The sequence below is a fragment of the Paenibacillus sp. EZ-K15 genome (genome assembly GCF_002573715.1).
In the GTDB taxonomy this organism is placed as follows: Bacteria; Bacillota; Bacilli; order Paenibacillales; family Paenibacillaceae; genus Paenibacillus_AQ.
This window is the reverse complement of the sequence record NZ_PDHM01000022.1, coordinates 224,084-242,669: the sequence shown is the minus strand read 5'-3', so window position 1 is coordinate 242,669 and position 18,586 is coordinate 224,084. Positions and strand designations below refer to the sequence as shown.

18 protein-coding genes and 1 riboswitch are annotated in these 18,586 nt (G+C 48.5%); of the genes, 11 read left to right on the top strand and 7 right to left on the bottom strand.

Going from position 1 to position 18,586, the window contains the following annotated elements; translation table 11 throughout:
* Nucleotides 1-32 precede the first annotated feature (32 nt).
* The gene (locus CRG97_RS27875) at nucleotides 33-1,091 is read right to left on the bottom strand and encodes an NAD(P)/FAD-dependent oxidoreductase (RefSeq protein ID WP_098748870.1); all 1,059 of its coding nucleotides are present in this window, start codon (nucleotides 1,089-1,091) and stop codon (nucleotides 33-35) included.
* Between the two features lie 157 nt (nucleotides 1,092-1,248).
* A complete protein-coding gene (gene mqnE, locus CRG97_RS27870) occupies nucleotides 1,249-2,355 on the bottom strand; it encodes an aminofutalosine synthase MqnE (RefSeq protein WP_098748869.1) in 1,107 nt (368 codons plus the stop codon).
* Between the two features lie 391 nt (nucleotides 2,356-2,746).
* Here mqnE and CRG97_RS27865 point away from each other — a divergent pair, with 391 nt between their 5' ends.
* Complete coding sequence (locus CRG97_RS27865) at nucleotides 2,747-3,106, top strand: HesB/IscA family protein (protein ID WP_076324840.1); 360 nt, start codon at nucleotides 2,747-2,749, stop codon at nucleotides 3,104-3,106.
* 179 nt (nucleotides 3,107-3,285) lie between these two features.
* On the opposite strand, the gene CRG97_RS27860 is transcribed toward CRG97_RS27865, so the two are convergent.
* Nucleotides 3,286-3,495 (bottom strand): hypothetical protein, encoded by a 210-nt coding sequence (locus CRG97_RS27860; protein WP_098748868.1) that lies wholly within the window; start codon nucleotides 3,493-3,495, stop codon nucleotides 3,286-3,288.
* A 220-nt stretch (nucleotides 3,496-3,715) separates the two neighbouring features.
* Between CRG97_RS27860 and CRG97_RS27855 the strand changes: the two genes are divergently transcribed.
* Both CRG97_RS27855 and sda read left to right on the top strand, forming a co-directional pair.
* Nucleotides 3,716-4,378 (top strand): YheC/YheD family protein, encoded by a 663-nt coding sequence (locus CRG97_RS27855; protein ID WP_098748867.1) that lies wholly within the window; start codon nucleotides 3,716-3,718, stop codon nucleotides 4,376-4,378.
* A 298-nt stretch (nucleotides 4,379-4,676) separates the two neighbouring features.
* The gene (gene sda, locus CRG97_RS27850; RefSeq protein WP_098748866.1) at nucleotides 4,677-4,820 is read left to right on the top strand and encodes a sporulation histidine kinase inhibitor Sda; all 144 of its coding nucleotides are present in this window, start codon (nucleotides 4,677-4,679) and stop codon (nucleotides 4,818-4,820) included.
* 197 nt (nucleotides 4,821-5,017) lie between these two features.
* Here sda and CRG97_RS27845 read toward each other — a convergent pair whose 3' ends face one another.
* Nucleotides 5,018-6,019 carry an NAD(P)/FAD-dependent oxidoreductase gene (locus CRG97_RS27845; protein WP_076324837.1) on the bottom strand — a complete coding sequence of 334 codons (1,002 nt, stop codon included), beginning with the start codon at nucleotides 6,017-6,019 and terminating at the stop codon, nucleotides 5,018-5,020.
* A 478-nt stretch (nucleotides 6,020-6,497) separates the two neighbouring features.
* On the opposite strand from CRG97_RS27845, the gene CRG97_RS27840 reads away from it, so the two are divergent.
* Nucleotides 6,498-7,691: an NAD(P)/FAD-dependent oxidoreductase gene (locus CRG97_RS27840; protein WP_098748865.1), complete on the top strand. Its 1,194-nt coding sequence runs from the start codon at nucleotides 6,498-6,500 to the stop codon at nucleotides 7,689-7,691.
* The gene (locus CRG97_RS27835) at nucleotides 7,692-7,952 is read left to right on the top strand and encodes a hypothetical protein (RefSeq protein WP_098748864.1); all 261 of its coding nucleotides are present in this window, start codon (nucleotides 7,692-7,694) and stop codon (nucleotides 7,950-7,952) included.
* A gap of 150 nt (nucleotides 7,953-8,102) precedes the next feature.
* Here the strand turns inward: CRG97_RS27835 and hemQ are convergent, their stop codons facing one another.
* Nucleotides 8,103-8,852 carry a hydrogen peroxide-dependent heme synthase gene (hemQ, locus tag CRG97_RS27830; RefSeq protein ID WP_098748863.1) on the bottom strand — a complete coding sequence of 250 codons (750 nt, stop codon included), beginning with the start codon at nucleotides 8,850-8,852 and terminating at the stop codon, nucleotides 8,103-8,105.
* Between the two features lie 250 nt (nucleotides 8,853-9,102).
* Between hemQ and CRG97_RS27825 the strand changes: the two genes are divergently transcribed.
* The 3 genes from CRG97_RS27825 (at nucleotide 9,103) to dnaI (ending at nucleotide 12,093) form a co-directional block, all read left to right on the top strand.
* Nucleotides 9,103-9,402: a YuiB family protein gene (locus tag CRG97_RS27825; RefSeq protein ID WP_202619015.1), complete on the top strand. Its 300-nt coding sequence runs from the start codon at nucleotides 9,103-9,105 to the stop codon at nucleotides 9,400-9,402.
* 198 nt (nucleotides 9,403-9,600) lie between these two features.
* Nucleotides 9,601-11,106: a replication initiation and membrane attachment family protein gene (locus CRG97_RS27820; protein ID WP_076324833.1), complete on the top strand. Its 1,506-nt coding sequence runs from the start codon at nucleotides 9,601-9,603 to the stop codon at nucleotides 11,104-11,106.
* 33 nt (nucleotides 11,107-11,139) lie between these two features.
* A complete protein-coding gene (gene dnaI, locus CRG97_RS27815) occupies nucleotides 11,140-12,093 on the top strand; it encodes a primosomal protein DnaI (RefSeq protein WP_098748861.1) in 954 nt (317 codons plus the stop codon).
* Nucleotides 12,094-12,213: 120 nt separating this feature from the next.
* On the opposite strand, the gene CRG97_RS27810 is transcribed toward dnaI, so the two are convergent.
* Complete coding sequence (locus CRG97_RS27810) at nucleotides 12,214-12,369, bottom strand: hypothetical protein (protein WP_006212594.1); 156 nt, start codon at nucleotides 12,367-12,369, stop codon at nucleotides 12,214-12,216.
* Between the two features lie 251 nt (nucleotides 12,370-12,620).
* Between CRG97_RS27810 and trxA the strand changes: the two genes are divergently transcribed.
* On the top strand, nucleotides 12,621-12,938 hold the full coding sequence (gene trxA, locus CRG97_RS27805) for a thioredoxin (protein ID WP_076324831.1): 318 nt from the start codon (nucleotides 12,621-12,623) through the stop codon (nucleotides 12,936-12,938).
* Nucleotides 12,939-13,073: 135 nt separating this feature from the next.
* Nucleotides 13,074-15,077: an excinuclease ABC subunit UvrC gene (gene uvrC / locus CRG97_RS27800; protein ID WP_098748860.1), complete on the top strand. Its 2,004-nt coding sequence runs from the start codon at nucleotides 13,074-13,076 to the stop codon at nucleotides 15,075-15,077.
* On the opposite strand, the gene CRG97_RS27795 is transcribed toward uvrC, so the two are convergent.
* A complete protein-coding gene (locus tag CRG97_RS27795; protein WP_098748859.1) occupies nucleotides 15,049-16,737 on the bottom strand; it encodes a CPBP family intramembrane glutamic endopeptidase in 1,689 nt (562 codons plus the stop codon). The two genes, uvrC and CRG97_RS27795, sit on opposite strands and share 29 nt — an antisense overlap.
* Nucleotides 16,738-17,028: 291 nt before the next feature.
* A riboswitch (cyclic di-AMP (ydaO/yuaA leader) is annotated at nucleotides 17,029-17,173 on the top strand.
* Between the two features lie 64 nt (nucleotides 17,174-17,237).
* Here CRG97_RS27795 and CRG97_RS27790 point away from each other — a divergent pair.
* On the top strand, nucleotides 17,238-18,578 hold the full coding sequence (locus tag CRG97_RS27790) for a TrkH family potassium uptake protein (RefSeq protein ID WP_098748858.1): 1,341 nt from the start codon (nucleotides 17,238-17,240) through the stop codon (nucleotides 18,576-18,578).
* Nucleotides 18,579-18,586 lie beyond the last annotated feature (8 nt).

Below are 18,586 nucleotides of genomic sequence, written 5' to 3'. Positions count from 1 at the left end.
GGCTCTAAAAAGCGACTGCAGCCTGCTCAGTGCTAGTAGTGACGCTTGGATTTCCAGAGAACGCCGCTCTTCAATATCCTTGGTACCCGGCCCAGCACCGAAGTGCTGCCCATGAGTCCAAAGCCTGCATGTTTGCCAAGGGAGCCGAGGGTTCCCTTGAGCTTCAGCGGAGATACCTTTGGCGTATCATCCCGCCATAATGCCTTCATGACATGTCCCACTTGCTCGGCTTGAGCCCCAGCCGCTTGGGCGCTTGGGACAAACGGGAGGCTGGCGCAGTCGCCGATCACGTACACTTCCGGATGGGACGGAACCTGATACCACTCGTTCAGCAGAATGCGTCCGCTGCGGTCTTTTGGCAGATCCAGATCCTGTACGACCTTTACGGGCTGAATACCCGCCGTCCATACAGCTAGGTCGGTTGCGATAGGCACATCCAGATTGTACACGGCGTCCTTCTCAACTCGGGATACGGAAACGCCGCTGTGGATATCCACATGGTGTTCCTCAAACCAGCGGTGAATATAAGCAGACAAACGGTTAGGAAAAGAAGAAAGTACCCGTTGTCCTCGGTCCAAGATGGCGATATTAAGGTCAGGCCGGCTTTCACGAAGATCGGCAGCGAGCTCGATGCCGCTTAAGCCTCCGCCAATGATATGAACATGACCATAAGGTCTGAGGTTGTTCAGGTGCAAATAGGTTTCCCGGGATGCAGAGAAAGATTGCAGGCTGAACGTGAATTCTTCAGCGCCCGGTACTCCATGATAACGGTCCGTACATCCCAGAGCAATGGCGAGTTGATCGTATTCCACGGGATCGTTGTTCGTCAGGTTAACAAGCCTCTTCTCTAGATCAATGGATGTGACTTCACCATATACAATTTGGAGGCGGTCATACACCGGGAATTTAACACGAACGGCGGTATCGGCCACGGTGCCTGCTGCCAGCGCGTAATATTCGGTTTTGAGTCCTTGGTATGGCATGCGGTCGATGAGCACGACCTCCACGTCCGGAGGAAGATAGCCGCTGAATAATTCTTGAATTAGGGCAAGACCACCATAGCCTCCGCCGAGAATGACGAGCTTTTTCATAAATTTCTTCCTTTCTCAAGAGATAAGAAGGTGAGCGCCGATTCGCAAGAAAAACGCCGCTAGAAGCGGCTTAGGTTACCCACGCTATATTATCTCTTTAACCTGTTTTCCGTTTTTTGGAACGTCTCTCGTTTGCTTAAATCCATGCTGGTAAGATTTATTCGTAAACCTTGATCTCGTTGTAGAAGGTATCGCGTTCAACCGGAATCCGGCCTGCGCCTTGGATGAGCCAGACGAGCTCCTTGCGTGTCAGTCCTTCCGGTGTTAGGGCTCCTGCAGCATGGCTGATACGTTCCTTGAGGATCGTACCATGGACGTCGGAAGCGCCGAAGCTGAGAGCAACTTGAGTTAATTGCGCCCCGATATTAATGAAGTACGCTTTGATGTGATCGATATTATCGAGCATCAAACGGCTGATGGCAATGGTTTTCAAATCTTCGTAGGCCGAATTGCGGCGCATGATGCCTGCATTCTTATTCTTCGGCTGCATGGATAGGGGAATGAATACCATGAATCCGTTCGTTTCATCTTGAAGATCCCGAATTTGCAGCATATGGCGGATCCGGTCCTCGTGGCTCTCGATCGATCCGTACAGCATGGTGGTGTGTGTCTTCATGCCAAGCTTATGCGCGGTACGGTGAACGTCGAGGTATTGATCCACGTTCGCTTTGTCCACTTTCATCTTTTGACGATATTGGTCAGACAGAATCTCGGCGCCGCCGCCTGTTAAGGATTGAAGACCTGCTTTCTGCAGTTCCTGGAGCACTTCCTTTGTGCTAAGTCCGCTAATGCGCGTGAAGAATTCAATCTCTGCTGCCGTATAGGCTTTTAGCGTTACTTCCGGGAAACGCTCGTTCAATGCCTTCAGGGAATCTACATAGTACTGGAACGGCACATGGTTATTATGTCCGCCAACGATGTGAAATTCACGAATGCCGGGATGAATATGCTGCTCGACATACTCAATCATCTCAGCGCCGGAAAGGGTATAGGAGCCTTCCTCGCCTTGATCTTTCCGGAAATTGCAAAAAGCGCAGTAGGATTCGCATACATTCGTGAAATAGAGACTCATGTTCTCAATGAAGTAAACTTTTTTCCCGTTCTTGCGCAAATTTGCTTCATTAGCCAGCTGCCCGAGGGTCAGCAGGTCATCGGTTTGGTACAAATACACACCGTCTTCAAGATTCAGGCGTTCGCCGCTTTGGACTTTCGCAACGATCTCGGCCATTCTCTGATCGGTAAATGGTGTCACAATTGTGGACATGTTCAATCCTCCTGTTCACACTTGATCTGCTTAGAAGATTCTGCAGAAAAGCGATCATAAAGTGAATCACTCCCCTAAGGGAACGGTCCGTTCATAGTGGTATAACAACAAACATCAATAATGGGCTGAATAATTAAATAAGTTTGTGAAAAAATATACAACTGTGGACCAGCCATAACCTTTGCCGCTTTTTAGCTGAGGGATGTGACAATTATCCAACAGTTGCCGCCCATGTTCCTTCCCTATTATAAACCTGACCCCGCGGGGTAGCAATACAAATAGAGGAATTGAAAATAGGTTATTCATTACATATCAAAAGCCATCATAACAACCTTGAGCGAATTCGCGAAGAGGAGTATACTTAAGGAGTGAACGAAAAGGAGGGTGACCTATGATTACAATCAGCGACTCAGCTGCAGAACGTTTGAAAGAAATGCTTGCTGAACAGGAAACGCCCAATATGTTCCTTCGACTGGGTGTCACTGCCGGCGGTTGCAGTGGTTTTTCATATGCAATGGGCTTTGACGATAATGAAACGGAAGCTGACGTATATATGGATCTGCAGGATATGAAGGTCGTTGTTGAGAAGGACGATCTGAAATACCTGAACGGTCTTGAAATCGACTTCGAGGAATCCGGCATGACTGGCGGCTTCACCATCCACAATCCGAACGCCACCGTAACGTGCGGCTGTGGTTCGTCATTCCGTACAGCAACGGATGCGGGCAAACCGAACGAGGAGCCTTGCTAATAAGGTAATAAGGACTCTCTCGAGGGTTAAAGCCTGTGTCCAACAGTTAAAGACCTCTCCCGACAATCTTGTCGCAGAGGTCTTTTTTGCGTTATCGGGAACATCCGCATAGCCAAATGAACCCAAAAAAGCAGCCAACTCCGCGAAAAGGGAGGGCTGCTTTTTTGGGTTCTTCCTATTCAGACCGGGAAGAAGAAGGTATCGTTCAGCATCAGCACGATCATGCCGGCGGCCACAAGCGAAAATACGATGCAGCCCGCTCCGAGTCCTCGGCGCTTGTCTTTGATGAACTTGAAGCCCATGGCAAAGATAAGAACGGTTACGGCTGCAAGGGCAATCGACATGCCGACAATGGCGATCCAGTATAAAACTTCAAACAATGCTGCCAAGGTGAAAAAGCCTCCTTTATCGTTCTCCAAGGTGATGGATTTATTACGGACAAAGCTCTGTTCTTACTATACGATAGATCACACCATTTGCAAAGGGAGGCTGCCTTGAGGCGCAAGAACCCCAATTATTAGGCATACCATCACGGACAATCATCCAAGACAAAGTGCGGATAGGGGAATAGGATAACGTATGTCATGAATAAAAGGAGGCGAAAGCAGCATGGCGGGAAGACAACTGGCCAGCAAGTGGCTGAAAACGGAAGCGCTGCTGACCGATCCGCAGGTTGCTCCCTACATTCCGGCTACTCAGTCGTATGGAGGGGATACCCTGGTCTCAATGCTGGCCGAACACGAAATGGTCGTGATCAAGCCGATTGTAGGAACCGGTGGTAACGGAGTCATCCGAATACAGAAAGACGGAACGGGATACTTGGTAACCCATAAGAGGCGTACTGTTCATGTAGATACATTGAATTCCCTGTTATATGTACTGAGCAGAATGAGACTGAGACGGCGTTACTTGATACAGCAGGGTATTCATTTGGCTAAAATACAGGGACGTCCGCTGGATTACCGGGTAAAGGTAGTCAAGGATCGAGGGAGATGGGAATTCCGGGCCATGCTTGGGCGGCTCGCGAGCCCAGGGCTTTTTGTGACGAATATTTGTAAAGGGGGAACGCTACTTCGTTGTGGTCACGCACTCCGGCTGTCACTGCCCCATATTAATGCGAGGGAAAAGCGCAATGAAATGCGCCAAGTAACCAGACAGTGCATAGGAATACTGGAATCCCGTTTTCCAGGGATCGGCGAACTGGGATTTGATTATGGATTAGACAACGAGGGCAAGATTTGGATTTTGGAGGTTAATACAAGACCAAGCTGAATTTTTGATTAATATTCTCAAATATAGCCGTTTATATGATTTTTTAATAGGGTAATAAAAAAATAACCATAATCTACCGATATTATAATTGATCAATTTTTTTTATAGTAGATTTTCCCCATATCCTGTGTATAACATTTATCCCCATAATCCACTTTGATATGACCCTGTTTTTTACACTTACCAACAAATTATACACAGGATTTCCACAAGAGGTTGTGGATAAGCGAACAGTTGTTCCGTTTTGGCATGTCTGATATGATAGATTCAGGAAATTTGAGGAAGGGGTGTGAGAGGGGTGGCTATGTTGACGGATGAGATGCTTCTCGATTCCTATCATATGGCTATTGAGTTGAAGTTGGAGCGAGAGTTCATCACTCTACTGCTAGCCGAAATTCATAAACGGAACTTGGACACCGATTCCGGCAGCATCCTGCATTAATCAGATTTTTCGTATATAGAATAGATAACTTACGACATGATACGTATATAATGTGGGAGCTTTCAACCAAGTTCTACATATGGTTTGAAGAATAGAAAAGGTATCTTCGATTCCGGGGCGGTGCATACCCCCTCGGAATGAAGATACCTTTTTTTCTATGGATATAGATGTATATGAAGTTAAAATCCGAACAGCCCTTACAATTTCATATTACTGCTGTGGCCCGGAGCCAATCTGGCCTCAGGATCGAAGTAAACCTTGGCATTGTTTACAGCGGTAGGTGCTTCGCCAAATCCAACAGCGATCAGTTTGACCTTGCCCGGATAGGTGGTGATGTCGCCGGCTGCAAAAATACCCGGGATACTTGTTTCCATACGGGAATCCACCACAATGGAGTTGCTTTCGATGGCGATGCCCCATTCGGAGATCGGACCGAGGGAGGACACAAACCCGAAATTGACAATGACATCGTCCACTTCAATCTCTTGCGTCTCTTTGGTCTTAATATGCGAAAGCGTAACCTTCGTAATGGTATCTTCACCATGCAATTCGGTGATCTCGGTTGGCGTAATGATGTTCACCTTCGATGCCATCAGTTGTTCAACACTATGCTCATGGGCACGGAATTTGTCACGGCGATGAACCAGTGTAACCTGCTCGGCGATCGGCTCGATCATGAGCGCCCAGTCTACCGCAGAGTCGCCGCCGCCGCTGATGAGAACCTTCTTACCTTTAAAGCGGCTAAGATCGTTGACGAAATAATGAAGGTTGGACTTTTCGTATGCTTCTGCCCCTTCAATCTCCAGTCGACGGGGTTGGAACGCTCCAACACCGGCTGTAATGATGACAGCTTTGGCGTGGTGTTCACCCAGATTCGTTTTTACGACAAAATGACGTTCTTCGAGTTTTTCCACAGCCTGTACTTTCTCTTCAAGACGAATGTCCGTTTTAAAGAGCTCCATTTGGGCAGACAGATTGTTCACAAGCTCTTGAGCGGTTACTTTCGGAAAGCCTGCTACGTCATAAATATATTTCTCAGGATACAGCGCAGCCAATTGGCCTCCAAGCTGAGGCATGCTCTCGATAAGTTTTACCGAAGCTTGGCGCATTCCGCCGTAAAAAGCAGCAAACATACCTGCAGGTCCGCCACCGATAATCAAAAGATCCGTCATATTGCTGTCTTGTGGCATCGTTGTCATGCGGTAAGCACCTCCATAAAATGAGTTTATATTCGAATCAGACAGACGTTCTTGTCCGGATAAAGCTGATTCATGAATTCCTTACCTATTATAATCGTCCCGAACCGGCATGAAAAGACGAGAATTGAGTTAAAATACCTAACATTGGAATGGATGCGCTTACTTAGTAAGTAAGGGGGTAAATGGCGGAATTATTTGCACATTATATGGCAAAAAATTTCTTGATATTTGCATGGTTTATGCATATGATTAACGTGATAACTTGCGTTCATTACAGGGTAGTCCCATATATTATCAACTGCAGCAGCAGTAAGGAAACTTAGTGTTTCAGCTGTTTTTGAACCTTAATGAACCTTCAGGTCAAATGATGAAACGGGCTCTGATAAGGGCTCTTCTCTTTTTTTGGATGCATTTTCACAGAATGTTAACATGTGTACCATACTGTATATATAAAGAGTAAGCTGGAAGGAGCAATAGAATGAGCAGCATACCGAAGATCGTAATCCTTGGCGCGGGTTACGGGGGCATATTGACAGCGCAGCGGCTGCAAAAAGAGCTGAATTATAATGAGGCCGATGTTACATTGGTGAATCGCCATGATTATCATTATATTACAACGCATTTGCATATGCCGGCAGCAGGAACAGACAGCATTGAGAACACCCGGGTATCCATTTCCAAGTTGATAGACGAATTCAAAATCGACCTGGTCAAATCCTCGGTTCAGGAAATCCGCCTTCACGATAAGAAGGTTATTCTTGAAGATGGAACGTTATCCTATGACTATCTTGTCATTGGACTCGGCGGAGAGCCGGAAACCTTTGGCATTCCAGGACTCGCAGAGCATGCGATGACGATCCGAAGCATCAACTCGGTACGATTGATTCGTGAGCATATTGAGTATCAATTTGCTTTATATAAAAATGAGCGCAGACCGCAAGAGCGCATTAACTTTGTGGTTGGCGGGGCCGGATTCAGCGGCATCGAGTTTGTAGCCGAGCTGGCGGACCGCATTCCGAGACTGTGCAAGGAATATGATGTGGATCCGACGCTGGTGAATATCTATAATGTTGAAGCCGCGCCTGCCGCGTTACCTGGGTTTGCACCGGAGCTGGTGGAGTACGCCATGAACGTTCTTGAGAAGAAAGGCGTTACCTTCAAGATGGGCATTGCGATCAAGGAATGCCTCCCAGGCGGAGTCGTTCTGAACAATGGTGAAGAGATCCGGGCGGCAACGGTGGTATGGACCGGCGGCATCCGTGGGAACCGTCTGGTGGAAGCAGCCGGTTTCGAAACGATGAGAGGCCGCGTCAAGGTGGATGAATATTTGCGCGCTCCCGGATATGAGAACATTTATATTATCGGCGATAACTCCCTGATTTTTAATGAGGAAGGCAGACCTTATCCGCCGACCGCTCAAATGGCGATGCAGCAGGGCGTGTGTTGTGCCCAAAATATCGTTGCCGCGATTCGGGACAAGTCCATGCGCAAATTCGAGTTCCACAATAAAGGCACGGTTGCTTCCCTCGGCCGGGGCGAAGGCATTGCGGTTGTCGGCGATAAGAAATATCAGGGATGGAGAGCGGCTCAGCTGAAAAAATTGGTTGATCTGCGCTACCTCTTCATTATTGGAGGGATTCCGCTCGTCCTGAAAAAAGGTAGGTTTCTATAAATGAGACACTGCAGCGTTCAAGTACGGGGGCTGCTCACAAGAGATGAGCTGGATCGTTATAACGCGCTGATGGAGGTCGGTTCCTATTTGGAGTCGCAAGAGCGGTACGATCTGGCTTACACCATTCAGCAGGAGGTCGACATTCTCATACTTCCTGCAATTGAGCGGCTCAAGGATAAGGGACGTGCCCGGGACCGGGCGACGGCTGAATATCTTGAAACCTTGCGCAAGCAAGAGCAAGATATGGACGACAGTGAGTAATAGAAGAAGGGATGCTCTCATGGAAGAGAGCATCCCTTTTTTGACATTATAAGTTTTTTGGGGTCCCCGCAAAGTATTTGGAATAAACATCGTAGCATAGGCTCCACTTTGTGGGGATATTTTGTACATCCTTTTTATGTGCAGAAGGAATTATACCTTCATTAAATCTGTAAACGAAGCCTGATCGAGCAGGTTGCCGACATAGAACGGACCAAACTCGCCGAAACGCGCACTTACCTCGTCAAATCTCATTTCGTACACGAGCTTCTTGAACTGAAGCGCGTCGTCACTGAACAGGGTTACGCCCCATTCCCAATCGTCGAATCCAACGGAACCGGTGATGATCTGTTTGACCTTGCCGGCATATCCACGGCCAATCATCCCATGGCTCTTCATCATGGATTTGCGTTCATCCATGCTCAGCATGTACCAGTTGTCTGACAAATCCCGCTTTTTGTTCATCGGATAGAAGCAAATATGCTTCGATTTTGGCAGAGCCGGCTTCAGACGGGCAATGACATGCGGATTCTGCATCGGATCCTCGTCGGAGGAGCCAGCCAGGTAGTTGCTCAGCTCGACAATGCTTACATACGAATAAGCCTTGGTGGTGAACTGGGCGAACGTTGTTTTGTTAAAGGCGTTCTCAATCGCGTTCAGCTCTTCCAGCGTCTCGCGCAAAAGCATGAATACGAAATCGGCTTTCTGACCGACGATGGTATATACAGCGGTACTGCCTTTCTGGGCAGCTTCGACGGCATCCCATTCCTCGAGGAACGCATTCAGCTCGTCCAGCGCAAAAGCACGTACTTCTTCATCTGCAGCTTTCCAGGCCGGCCAATTGATGGTGCGGAAATCATGCAGCGCATACCAGCCCTCAAGCGTCATTGCAGCTTCGTTCATGTGATCACTCCTAAACGTTATGTTCGTTATTATAGAAGCGGATGGCCGCTTGCATTAACTTCCTATATTGTACTGTAAGCGCAGTCGGAAGGGCAAACGCCGACACAATGATTTCACGATTGTTCGTTGATCTGTGACATTATTTTTAGTAAACTAGCTATTAGCTAAAGCTTGGTGTGCTGTTTCTTGCTGCAATAAAGTAGAATAGCTGCTACGCGTAGGTGATAAAGAAGAGGTGAAAACAGCGATCATGCTTCAATTTATTCCTGTGCTCGTGCTGATGATTTTGTTTTTTGTCATGATGTTCGGTATCGGTTTTATCCTAAATATGTTGATGAAGACGACCTGGTTTCCTTGCTATCTGTTTGTGATTGTCATTTTGCCGGTCGTTGTATACAGCTTGTGGGATCGGGGCCAAATGTCGTTTTGGACTCACGTCGGATCATTCCAATTGGTGGATTACTTAACGGGAGTTGCAGGTCTGATTGGTGCCTACATGAGCGGATGGACCATTAAGACATTGCGTATTAAAGGCTTTAGAATGTTTTAACGCGCGTGGCGCAAATTGAATGTAGTGTTGATGGCGGCTCTGCAATACCTGGGGGCCGTCATTTATTATTTGTGGAAGCATGGAAATGGCGGGCGCACGAATTCCAGAATTTTTGATGCGAAAGAACCGACTTCGAAACGACGGATTTATGATAGAATAGAGGAAGTCTATTTTTGGGCGACAGGGGGAGCATAAACGATGCGCATGACTAATTTTTTACATTTTACCGAGAACCACCGTTACTGCGTATACCGTGACTTCTGCTTAAGCGGCCTGGATGACAAAATGCTTGGTTCGATATATCAACCGATGGTTGGTGCGTTTGCGATCAGTCTGTACCGTCTTCTTGTATCGCATGTGCCGGTGGAGAAGGTGGGTTACTCGGCTATTGAACAGCAGCGAAGATTATTTTTGACATTAGGGCTTGAGCCTAGTGAAAAAGGACGCCGCTTTCTCATCGAGCAAACCTCCAAGCTGGAAGCGGTAGGTTTACTGCAGACAAGCCGGATGTTTGTCCCGGAAACGGACGACCATATCTATGAATATGAGCTGCAAGCACCGCTCAGTCCAGCGGAGTTCTTCAACACCCAGCATCTGACGCTGCTGCTTCGCGACAAGGTGGGGAAATTCGCTGTTTTGTCGCTAAGAGAAGAGCTCTGGAGCAAGGAACCCCTTGAATGGTCCGGTATTTCCTTCAACAAGGAGAACATTTCGGTTCCCTTTTATGATATTTTTGAGCTGAACACGCATGTCATTGATTATGAACTGGAGCAAGCGCTGGAAGAGGTCGCGGTGTCACGGAAGTCAGTGGTGCCGCCAAATCCGCAAGGAGAGGGTCTGAACTATGCGGACATTATTCTCCGTTTCCCGCGTGAATCCCGCAATCGGGTCTTTGTGGAGCGTCTTCGCTACGACCATGAACAGATGGGCATTGTGAATTACGTGGTGCGCAAATACGATCTCAGCACGCAGGATTTGTGCCGCCTGCTGGACGAGGACGGCATATTTACCGAGCATGGCGAGGTCGTGCTGGATGATCTGCAGCACAAGGCCAGTCTTCACTTTAGGCAGGGAATGAAGATGCAGGAGAAGCGGCAGATTACCGCGGGCAAGGTCGTTGCCTTGCATCAGGAGATGACGGCCGATCCGGAAGAGCCTGCACAGGAGCATGCGGTAGAGATGGAATACTATGTAGAAGTTCCTGCCCAGTTCCAATCGAAATGCGATATTCACCAATATAATATGATGCTCCGCAACGAGCCTTATACCCGGCTGCTGCAGACCTTCTTTCCGGGCTCGGTCCCAGCGCAGTTCCTGGACATCTTCGAAAAGATCGACCTGAGCTATAAGCTGCCGGGTGAAGTCATCAACGTGCTCATTCATTATTTAATGTCACTCATGGCCGCAGGCGGCGAGCAGCGCATCAACCGTAATTTCGTGGAGGCCATTGCTTCCAATATGCTGCTGAAGCAGATTAACAGCTATGAGAAAGCTGTTCAGTATATACGTGATCAAGCCAAGATGAAAGGCAAGCAGAAGGCAACCACCCAACGTACGCGTACATACGCTAAAGGCGGAAAGGTGAAGCCGGAAATTCCAGTGGCTCTGGAGTCCGATCAGGCGGAGGCCGTATCGGATGAGGAATTCGAAGAAATGATGCGATTTGCGGCAGAAATGCAGGCTGGCAACAAGAAGGGCGGATAAAGAAATCCTGCTGAAGAGAGGAGGGAACAAGAGATGGAGTCCCTTGGTGAACTGCTGGAAAGCATGAAAAGTCCTGCGCTCCGGCGCAGAACGGAGCAGATTACGGAGGATTTGCTTAGGAATCCTCTGATTCAAGCATTGCGGAGCGAATACCCGGAGATCGATGATCGGGTCATACGATTGAATTTAAGCAAACTGTATCAATATGCGGGAGATCAGGCCCACTGCAAGGAGTGTCCCGGTCTGGACCGGTGTCCGAATGATTTCCAGGGACATTTCAGCAAGCTGGATATCCAGCGGATGAACGGAACCGTGGAGATCTATGAGCGGAAGGCGCCGTGTTCCCTGCAGATTGCGAAAACTAATGAGGATCAGATCAAAAAACGGATTCGCAGCTTTTATGTCGATGAGCATGCCTTGAACGAAGGTTATGACAACATGGAGATTATGGCGAAGGACCGCTTGCGGGCACCGGCGGTGCACCAGGTCTTTAAATACATCCGGGATACGAAGGAGAATGGCTTGTCCCCGCGCGGCCTGTATCTCACCGGTTCGTTTGGTACGGGTAAGACCTACCTGATGGGCTACCTGATGCATGAGCTCGCGAAAGCGGGCCATTCGGGCGTTATCGTGTATATGCCTGATTTTGTGGAAGATCTGAAGACCATGATGCAGGACGGACAGAAGCTGAAGGACATGGTGGAGACGATGAAGCATTGCGATCTGCTGATCTTTGACGATATCGGAGCGGAGAATTTGAATCCGTGGGTTCGGGATCATGTCCTCGGTTCCATTCTGAATTTCCGGATGAACCGGCTGCCGACCTTCTATACGTCGAACTACCCGCTCGACGGGCTTGAACAGCATCTGAGCTTCACGAGCAAGGATGGGGAGGAGGCACACAAAGGACAGCGGTTGATGAACCGAATTGCGCCTTTTGTCGATGTCGTTCATTTATTCGGTGAGAATCAGAGAGGGAAATTCTAGTATTGCAAGCAAACTTCCTATGGACAAGCTTTTCCCTGAATTGTAAAAAGTCTGATCCCGTTAGCGTATGGAACGCGGCAGGATCAGACTTTTTATTTGTGCACAAGGAGTCATCAATAATTAGCCAACCAAGAACTTGATAATGACGAATCCGAAAAAGATGATGGTCATGAAACCAAACATCCCCACGAAGCCCATCATCAAATCGCCAAAGTCATTGCGTGGTTCTTCATTGATGTGCTCCCGTGGATCGTTAACGCGTACGTTTACATCCATGGTGCTTGCCTCCTCAAAAGGTGAACATGCCGTGCCAACACGAAAAACTTGACAGTCACCCGACTTGTTACTAGTAGTATACCCAATGCGCAAATCATTTGTAAAGATTGCATAAAAAACCCGTAAAATCCTCTTTCTTTAGGTGAGTATATTTCACTTTTTCCGACCGGTTGTGGTATACTAAGTTCGTCGACCCATTCGACAATTATGTTCGTACTATATGTAAAATTATCCGTGAGGAGGAGAATATAATGGCTATCGTAAACGTTACCGATCAATCCTTCGTAAGTGAAGTGGAAGGTCAAGGTACGGTTGTAGTTGATTTCTGGGCGCCATGGTGCGGTCCTTGTAAAATGCTTGCCCCGATTTTGGAAGAGCTGTCCACAGATCTTGGTGATGCTGTAAAAATTGCTAAGGTGAACGTGGATGAGAATCCGGAATCCGCAGCACGTTTCGGCGTGATGAGCATTCCGACTATGATTTTCTTCAAAGACGGCCAGCCTGTCGATAAAGTGGTAGGTCTGAACTCCAAAGAAGCCTTGAAGGGCATCATTGCAAAACATCAATAAGCAGGATTGGTCATAGACTTCAATCCGCTTTCATACAGCGCCTTCGGTGAAACCCGGAGGCGCTTTGTGTGGTTATTCATAATGTTTTATATTTAAGGTTAATACTATATAATCTCCTTGGAGAGGAGGGATAGCATGGACGATTTTGCCAAACAGCTTAAGGAGCAAGAGAGGGCGCTGGAGAATATCCGCCACAAGCTGGCATTGCTGCCGGACCAGCCCGGTTGTTACCTGATGAAGAATCATGAAGGCACGATAATTTATGTGGGCAAGGCGAAAGTGCTGAAGAACCGGGTACGCTCTTATTTTACCGGAAGCCATAACGGGAAGACCCAGATGCTTGTTTCGGAAATCCGCGATTTCGAATATATTGTGACCGGCAGCAACATGGAAGCCTTGATTCTGGAGTGTAACCTGATCAAAACCCATCAGCCGAGATTCAACGTGCTGCTGAAGGATGATAAAACCTATCCATATCTTAAAATAACGAATGAAGAGCATCCCCGTCTGGAAGTGACCAGAAGGGTGCTTAAAGATAAAGCCAAATACTTTGGCCCCTACCCGAATGCTTATGCGGCACAGCAGACCAAAAAGCTGCTGGACCGGATGTATCCTTTGCGCAAATGCGGCGTCATGCCGAAAGAAGTGTGCTTGTATTATCATATGGGACAATGCTTGGCTCCATGTGTAAAGGAAATTCCAAATTCTGCATATGAACAGATCATCGGGGAGATTACGTCATTCCTGAGCGGTGGGCATGAAGAGATCAAGAAGGAACTGCAGCGCAAGATGCAGGAGGCTGCGGAGGATTTGTATTTCGAGCGTGCCAAAGAACTGCGGGATCAGATCATCCATATCGATACGCTAATGGAGAAGCAGAAGATTACGACGACGGATACGCGGGACCGCGATGTATTCGGTTATGCTGTGGATAAAGGCTGGATGTGCGTACAGATTCTGTACATGCGCCAAGGAAAAATGGTACAGCGCAACAAGTCCGTTTTTCCGTTCTACGGCGATGCGCACAGTGACTTTATGTCTTTTATTGCTCAGTATTATAGTGATAATCCTGCATTGCCGCAGGAAATTCTGCTGCCTGAGCCTCTGTTGATAGGCGAGGCTGCTCCAGAGTCGGTTGCTGGAACGGCTGCGGGTGAAGGTGTGCTAGGCGCAGAGGAAGCCGTGGATTCGGCGAATACGCTTTCCGCAGGAACATCTGATGAGCAGCAGGCAGCCCTTGCCCAGGCACAGGAGAAGCAGGCCGAAGCTGCTGGCATCGTGGATGCAGCCGGAGGGGCTGCCGCCCTGCAGGAATGGCTCGGCGTGAAGGTACATGTGCCGCAGCGTGGTTTGAAGAAACAGATGGTGGGCATGGCGTCGGATAATGCAAAGGTGTCCTTAGACGAGAAATTCCGCTTGATTGAGCGCGATGAAGAACGCACCTCGGTCGCAGCAGCGAATCTGGGCGAAGTGATCGGCCTCCAGTCGCTGAACCGAATCGAGGCATTTGATAACTCGAACATCCAGGGGACCAACCCGGTATCGGCCATGGTTGTATTCACCAATGGGAAACCGGACAAGAAGGAATACCGGAAGTACAAGATCCGTACCGTGCTGGGACCGGACGATTATGATACGATGCGTGAAGTGATCCGGCGGCGGTACGAGCGCGTCTTGAAGGAGAATTTGCCACTTCCTGATCTGATTGTGGTCGATGGAGGGAAGGGACAGATTTCCGCCGCCAGCGATGTGTTGGAGAATGAGTTGGGGTTGTTTATCCCGGTTTGTGGGCTTGTGAAGGATGCCAAGCATAAAACAGCGCAGCTCATGGTCGGAGACCCGCCGGAGCCGGTTACGCTGCCCCGGGACAGCCAGGAGTTCTATTTGCTGCAGCGTATTCAAGATGAGGTTCACCGGTTTGCGATTTCCTTCCACCGCGAACAGCGCGGCAAATCGATGGTATCCTCCAAGCTGGATTCCATCCCGGGCATTGGAGAGAAGCGCCGCAAGCTGCTGTTGAAGCATTTTGGCTCGGTCAAAAAAATAAAAGAGGCTTCAGTCGAAGACTTCAAGCCCCTTTCAATCGGTGAGAAATTAGCAACGGAAATTCTTAAGGCACTTCGTGAGGAGGAGTCGTGACATACGGCTTCTCTTTTTTTGTTGGATTGAAACGGTAAATCGCATACGCAACAAGCGCAGGAAGCACCATGTAGAAAGCACCGATTAGCAAGTTGGTGGTGTCCTTAAGCAGGATCAGGCTAATGCCCATCAAGATGCTATTAAAGATGACATGGGAGAACATGGCCGCCAAATACCCGTATTTCAAAAAGATGTAACTGAACAGCAAGCCGATGATAACTAGTTCAATGGGCCGGGAAATTACAGGGTATATCGGATAAAGCGTATGCCCGAGCGCCCAGATGAGCGAGGTAATCAAACTGGCCACAAAAGTATTGCGGACGATCTTTTTCACCATTTTGATACCGAACAGTCGATAGACGGCCTCTTCGGATATGCCGGCCAGCCAGGCCATCAGCGGAAACAGCCAAGGATAGAGCATGTTGTAAGGCGACTGTGTGGCATCCGTGGTGGACCATGTATTTAAGGTTAGGCCCAGAACGATAAAGATAATGGATTGGACCCCAAGCAGGATGAAAGCCCACATATATCCCAGCTTCATGCTGTCCAGTACATAATGACCGTATCCGGGTTCTTTGGCGCGCGGCCATGGATTGAGCCCGTCTTCTTTTTGCCATAGCCCGTTGCCCCCGACAAGGGAGAAATAGAGCAGGGCGGAGAAGATGAGCGAATAGACCGCATAGAAAATCATCATCCCGAATATACCGGTTTGCGACATCCCCTCGGATTTGAAAACGGGAATCAGATTATACGTATTTAGCATCTGAATGATAAACAGCAGCACCGATAGGAACAGGCCGCGCTTAAACGACGTATAGGCTCTGGTCTTCACGCTGTACACAATCGCAAGAATGCCAAGGATGAGGGTGAACAGGCCATACCCTGCGAGTGTCAGCAGCGTTGCATCCTGAGTCTGCTTGTTGACATAGGCAGAATGGGCGGACGGGACTGAGAAGGATGGCTCATAGGAGCGTAATTTCCCATGTTCGAAGGTGAAACGGTGCTCCAATCGGGAATCGCCAATCTTGGATTCCGGGTCCACATATCGGAGCCGGGGTTCCCCTTCCCGCGTAACCAGCTCAAGGCGCGACAGGTCATATCCCGCTCGCTGGAGCCAAGGCTCCGCGAGCGCTTGCTTCTCGGCTAATGACATGCCGTCCTCGACGACAAGCAGCATCTGCCTTTGTACATCGCCCTTGTTCAGCTCAATCCGGTCATAGCTGGAGCGGGCGTAATCGTACGAGAAGCCGACGATGCCTGAATTTTGCATGTGCACGTCCACATTGAGGGCATCGCCTCCCGGCTCGCTGAAGCGAACGCGGTATACGTCATAGGGATATTTGGCTTCATAGGTTTTGTTGTATTCCGAAAGTTTCTTTTCCTTCGCCAGATATCCGTAAAGTTCCGATTTGGATTGATATGTAACCAATGTGTCATCCGTTTCCGCAGTCGTAAACTGCAAATGCTCCTGAGCAAAGCTTGAAGCCACTTGCCGAGCCTGCTCCTTGGATATGATATTCGGAGATGCCATCTCGGTAGAATCCGGATTCGTCGACGGAAACACCTGAAATAATAGGAACAGAATCAGGCCGACTGCGGCAGGCGCGATGAGCTGTTTCAGATTGGGCTTCAGCTTCAAGGGCTCTCTTGCACGATTCATGAAATTCCTCCTCTAGGAAAGTTGATACTCCCACTGGTATTCGATATGCCTGATTAAGTACGCATAGAGTCAATATAACATAGTTATGAAAGTCATAAGCAGCTTATCCCAATATCCGGAATAATGAAACAAATCGATGAAAATGAATGAAAGGTTTCGAAAACGTTAGAGAACCCTATGCTTGTATTCTTGAATATGCCCAATTCGCGCTCTTTTAAAGATTTTTTGGGTGAAAAACGGCATTGGGTTACGTACCAGATTGCGTTATAATCACATCATGCTTCAAGGAACCGAATATTCCAGCCGAATTTCGTACTGAAAATGGGGGAACCATGTAATTGGGGTGAATTTCATTATTCCTAGAATAATGAATAGGGCGACCTGTGGAAATGCCCGAATCCGTCAGCTAACCTCGTAGGCTGCAGCACAGGAACCAGACCGTAAAGGGCACTGCGTTTTCCAGTGTCTTTTTTCTTGATTTTTTTTAAGAAGGTGACCGATTGAACTCTAAATTTAACTGGCTCAGGTTGTCTCCGCCGCAGATTCTCGTGCTTGGTTTTGCGGCTATTATCTTCATCGGGACGGCGCTGTTAATGCTGCCGATTTCCACGAGTACAGGTGAACCGCTTGAATTTATCGATGCCTTGTTCACTTCGACATCGGCAACATGTGTAACGGGTCTGGTTGTGGTGGATACAGGAACGACATTCAGTTCCTTCGGAGAAGTCGTGATCATGCTGCTGATTCAGATCGGCGGGCTCGGATTCATGACGATGGCTACTTTATTTGCCTTGGCTCTGAAAAGGCGCATATCGCTCAAGGATCGTCTCATTCTGCAGGAAGCGATGAATCAGTCCTCGATGGAAGGAATCGTAAGGCTGATCCGCAGAGTGTTGTTGTACTCCCTCATCATCGAGGCCTGCGGTGCCATCATTCTATCGATCCGCTGGGCGTTTGATATGCCGATCGGCCAGGCAGTTTATTATGGCGTTTTTCATGCAGTCACGATGTTTAACAATGCCGGTTTCGATTTGTTTGGTGATTTTCGGAGTTTGACCGGGTATGTCTACGATCCTGTAGTCAACATAGTCGTGATGTTTTTGATTGTCTCAGGCGGCATTGGTTTTATCGTATTATCCGATCTGATTGATTTCCGAAAACAACGGAGACTTTCCTTGCACTCCAAAGTGGTGCTCACCATGACGGCTACCTTGCTGCTGGTTGGATTTATCGTCATTCTTATATTTGAATTCACCAATCCGAGGACACTCGGCTCTCTGAATTGGGGCGGGAAATTCTTCGGCGCGTTATTCCAGTCCGTAACGCCGCGTACAGCTGGCGCGAATACTATAGATATTACGGGACTTCGACAGGCCACGCAATTTTTTATCGTGATTCTGATGTTTATCGGAGCATCCCCAGGGTCAACCGGTGGCGGTATCAAAACAACAACCTTCACCATTATGGTGGGGGCGGTCATCGCCATGATGCGCGGGCGTGAAGACATCGTCATGTTCCGTTATCGCCTGGCACAGGAGCGGGTGCTGAAGGCACTGACCATTGCATTACTGGCACTGCTGCTCGTTCTAACCGTATCGATGATTCTGTCAACGACAGAGGAAGGGAGCTTCCTGGAAATCCTATTCGAAACGACATCCGCCTTCGGTACGGTGGGTCTCTCCATGGGCTTAACGCCCGAACTGACGGGGTTTGGGAAGATTTTGATCAGCATTACGATGTTTGCAGGGCGATTGGGGCCCTTGACGCTTGCTTATGCACTGGGGCCAAAAAAGGGTAAAGAATTATATCGTCATCCGGAAGGCAAAATGATTATTGGATAAGGAGTACG

What these genes read in the sequence shown, in the direction of transcription:
- CRG97_RS27845 (WP_076324837.1), bottom strand. Translation starts at nt 6,019, where the DNA reads ATGACAACGATGCCACAAGACAGCAATATGACGGATCTTTTGATTATC.
- trxA (WP_076324831.1), top strand. Translation starts at nt 12,621, where the DNA reads ATGGCTATCGTAAACGTTACCGATCAATCCTTCGTAAGTGAAGTGGAA.
- mqnE (WP_098748869.1), bottom strand. Translation starts at nt 2,355, where the DNA reads ATGTCCACAATTGTGACACCATTTACCGATCAGAGAATGGCCGAGATC.
- dnaI (WP_098748861.1), top strand. Translation starts at nt 11,140, where the DNA reads ATGGAGTCCCTTGGTGAACTGCTGGAAAGCATGAAAAGTCCTGCGCTC.
- CRG97_RS27825 (WP_202619015.1), top strand. Translation starts at nt 9,103, where the DNA reads ATGCTTCAATTTATTCCTGTGCTCGTGCTGATGATTTTGTTTTTTGTC.
- hemQ (WP_098748863.1), bottom strand. Translation starts at nt 8,852, where the DNA reads ATGAACGAAGCTGCAATGACGCTTGAGGGCTGGTATGCGCTGCATGAT.
- CRG97_RS27875 (WP_098748870.1), bottom strand. Translation starts at nt 1,091, where the DNA reads ATGAAAAAGCTCGTCATTCTCGGCGGAGGCTATGGTGGTCTTGCCCTA.
- CRG97_RS27795 (WP_098748859.1), bottom strand. Translation starts at nt 16,737, where the DNA reads ATGAATCGTGCAAGAGAGCCCTTGAAGCTGAAGCCCAATCTGAAACAG.
- CRG97_RS27820 (WP_076324833.1), top strand. Translation starts at nt 9,601, where the DNA reads ATGCGCATGACTAATTTTTTACATTTTACCGAGAACCACCGTTACTGC.
- CRG97_RS27865 (WP_076324840.1), top strand. Translation starts at nt 2,747, where the DNA reads ATGATTACAATCAGCGACTCAGCTGCAGAACGTTTGAAAGAAATGCTT.
- CRG97_RS27835 (WP_098748864.1), top strand. Translation starts at nt 7,692, where the DNA reads ATGAGACACTGCAGCGTTCAAGTACGGGGGCTGCTCACAAGAGATGAG.
- CRG97_RS27855 (WP_098748867.1), top strand. Translation starts at nt 3,716, where the DNA reads ATGGCGGGAAGACAACTGGCCAGCAAGTGGCTGAAAACGGAAGCGCTG.
- CRG97_RS27810 (WP_006212594.1), bottom strand. Translation starts at nt 12,369, where the DNA reads ATGGATGTAAACGTACGCGTTAACGATCCACGGGAGCACATCAATGAA.
- CRG97_RS27840 (WP_098748865.1), top strand. Translation starts at nt 6,498, where the DNA reads ATGAGCAGCATACCGAAGATCGTAATCCTTGGCGCGGGTTACGGGGGC.
- uvrC (WP_098748860.1), top strand. Translation starts at nt 13,074, where the DNA reads ATGGACGATTTTGCCAAACAGCTTAAGGAGCAAGAGAGGGCGCTGGAG.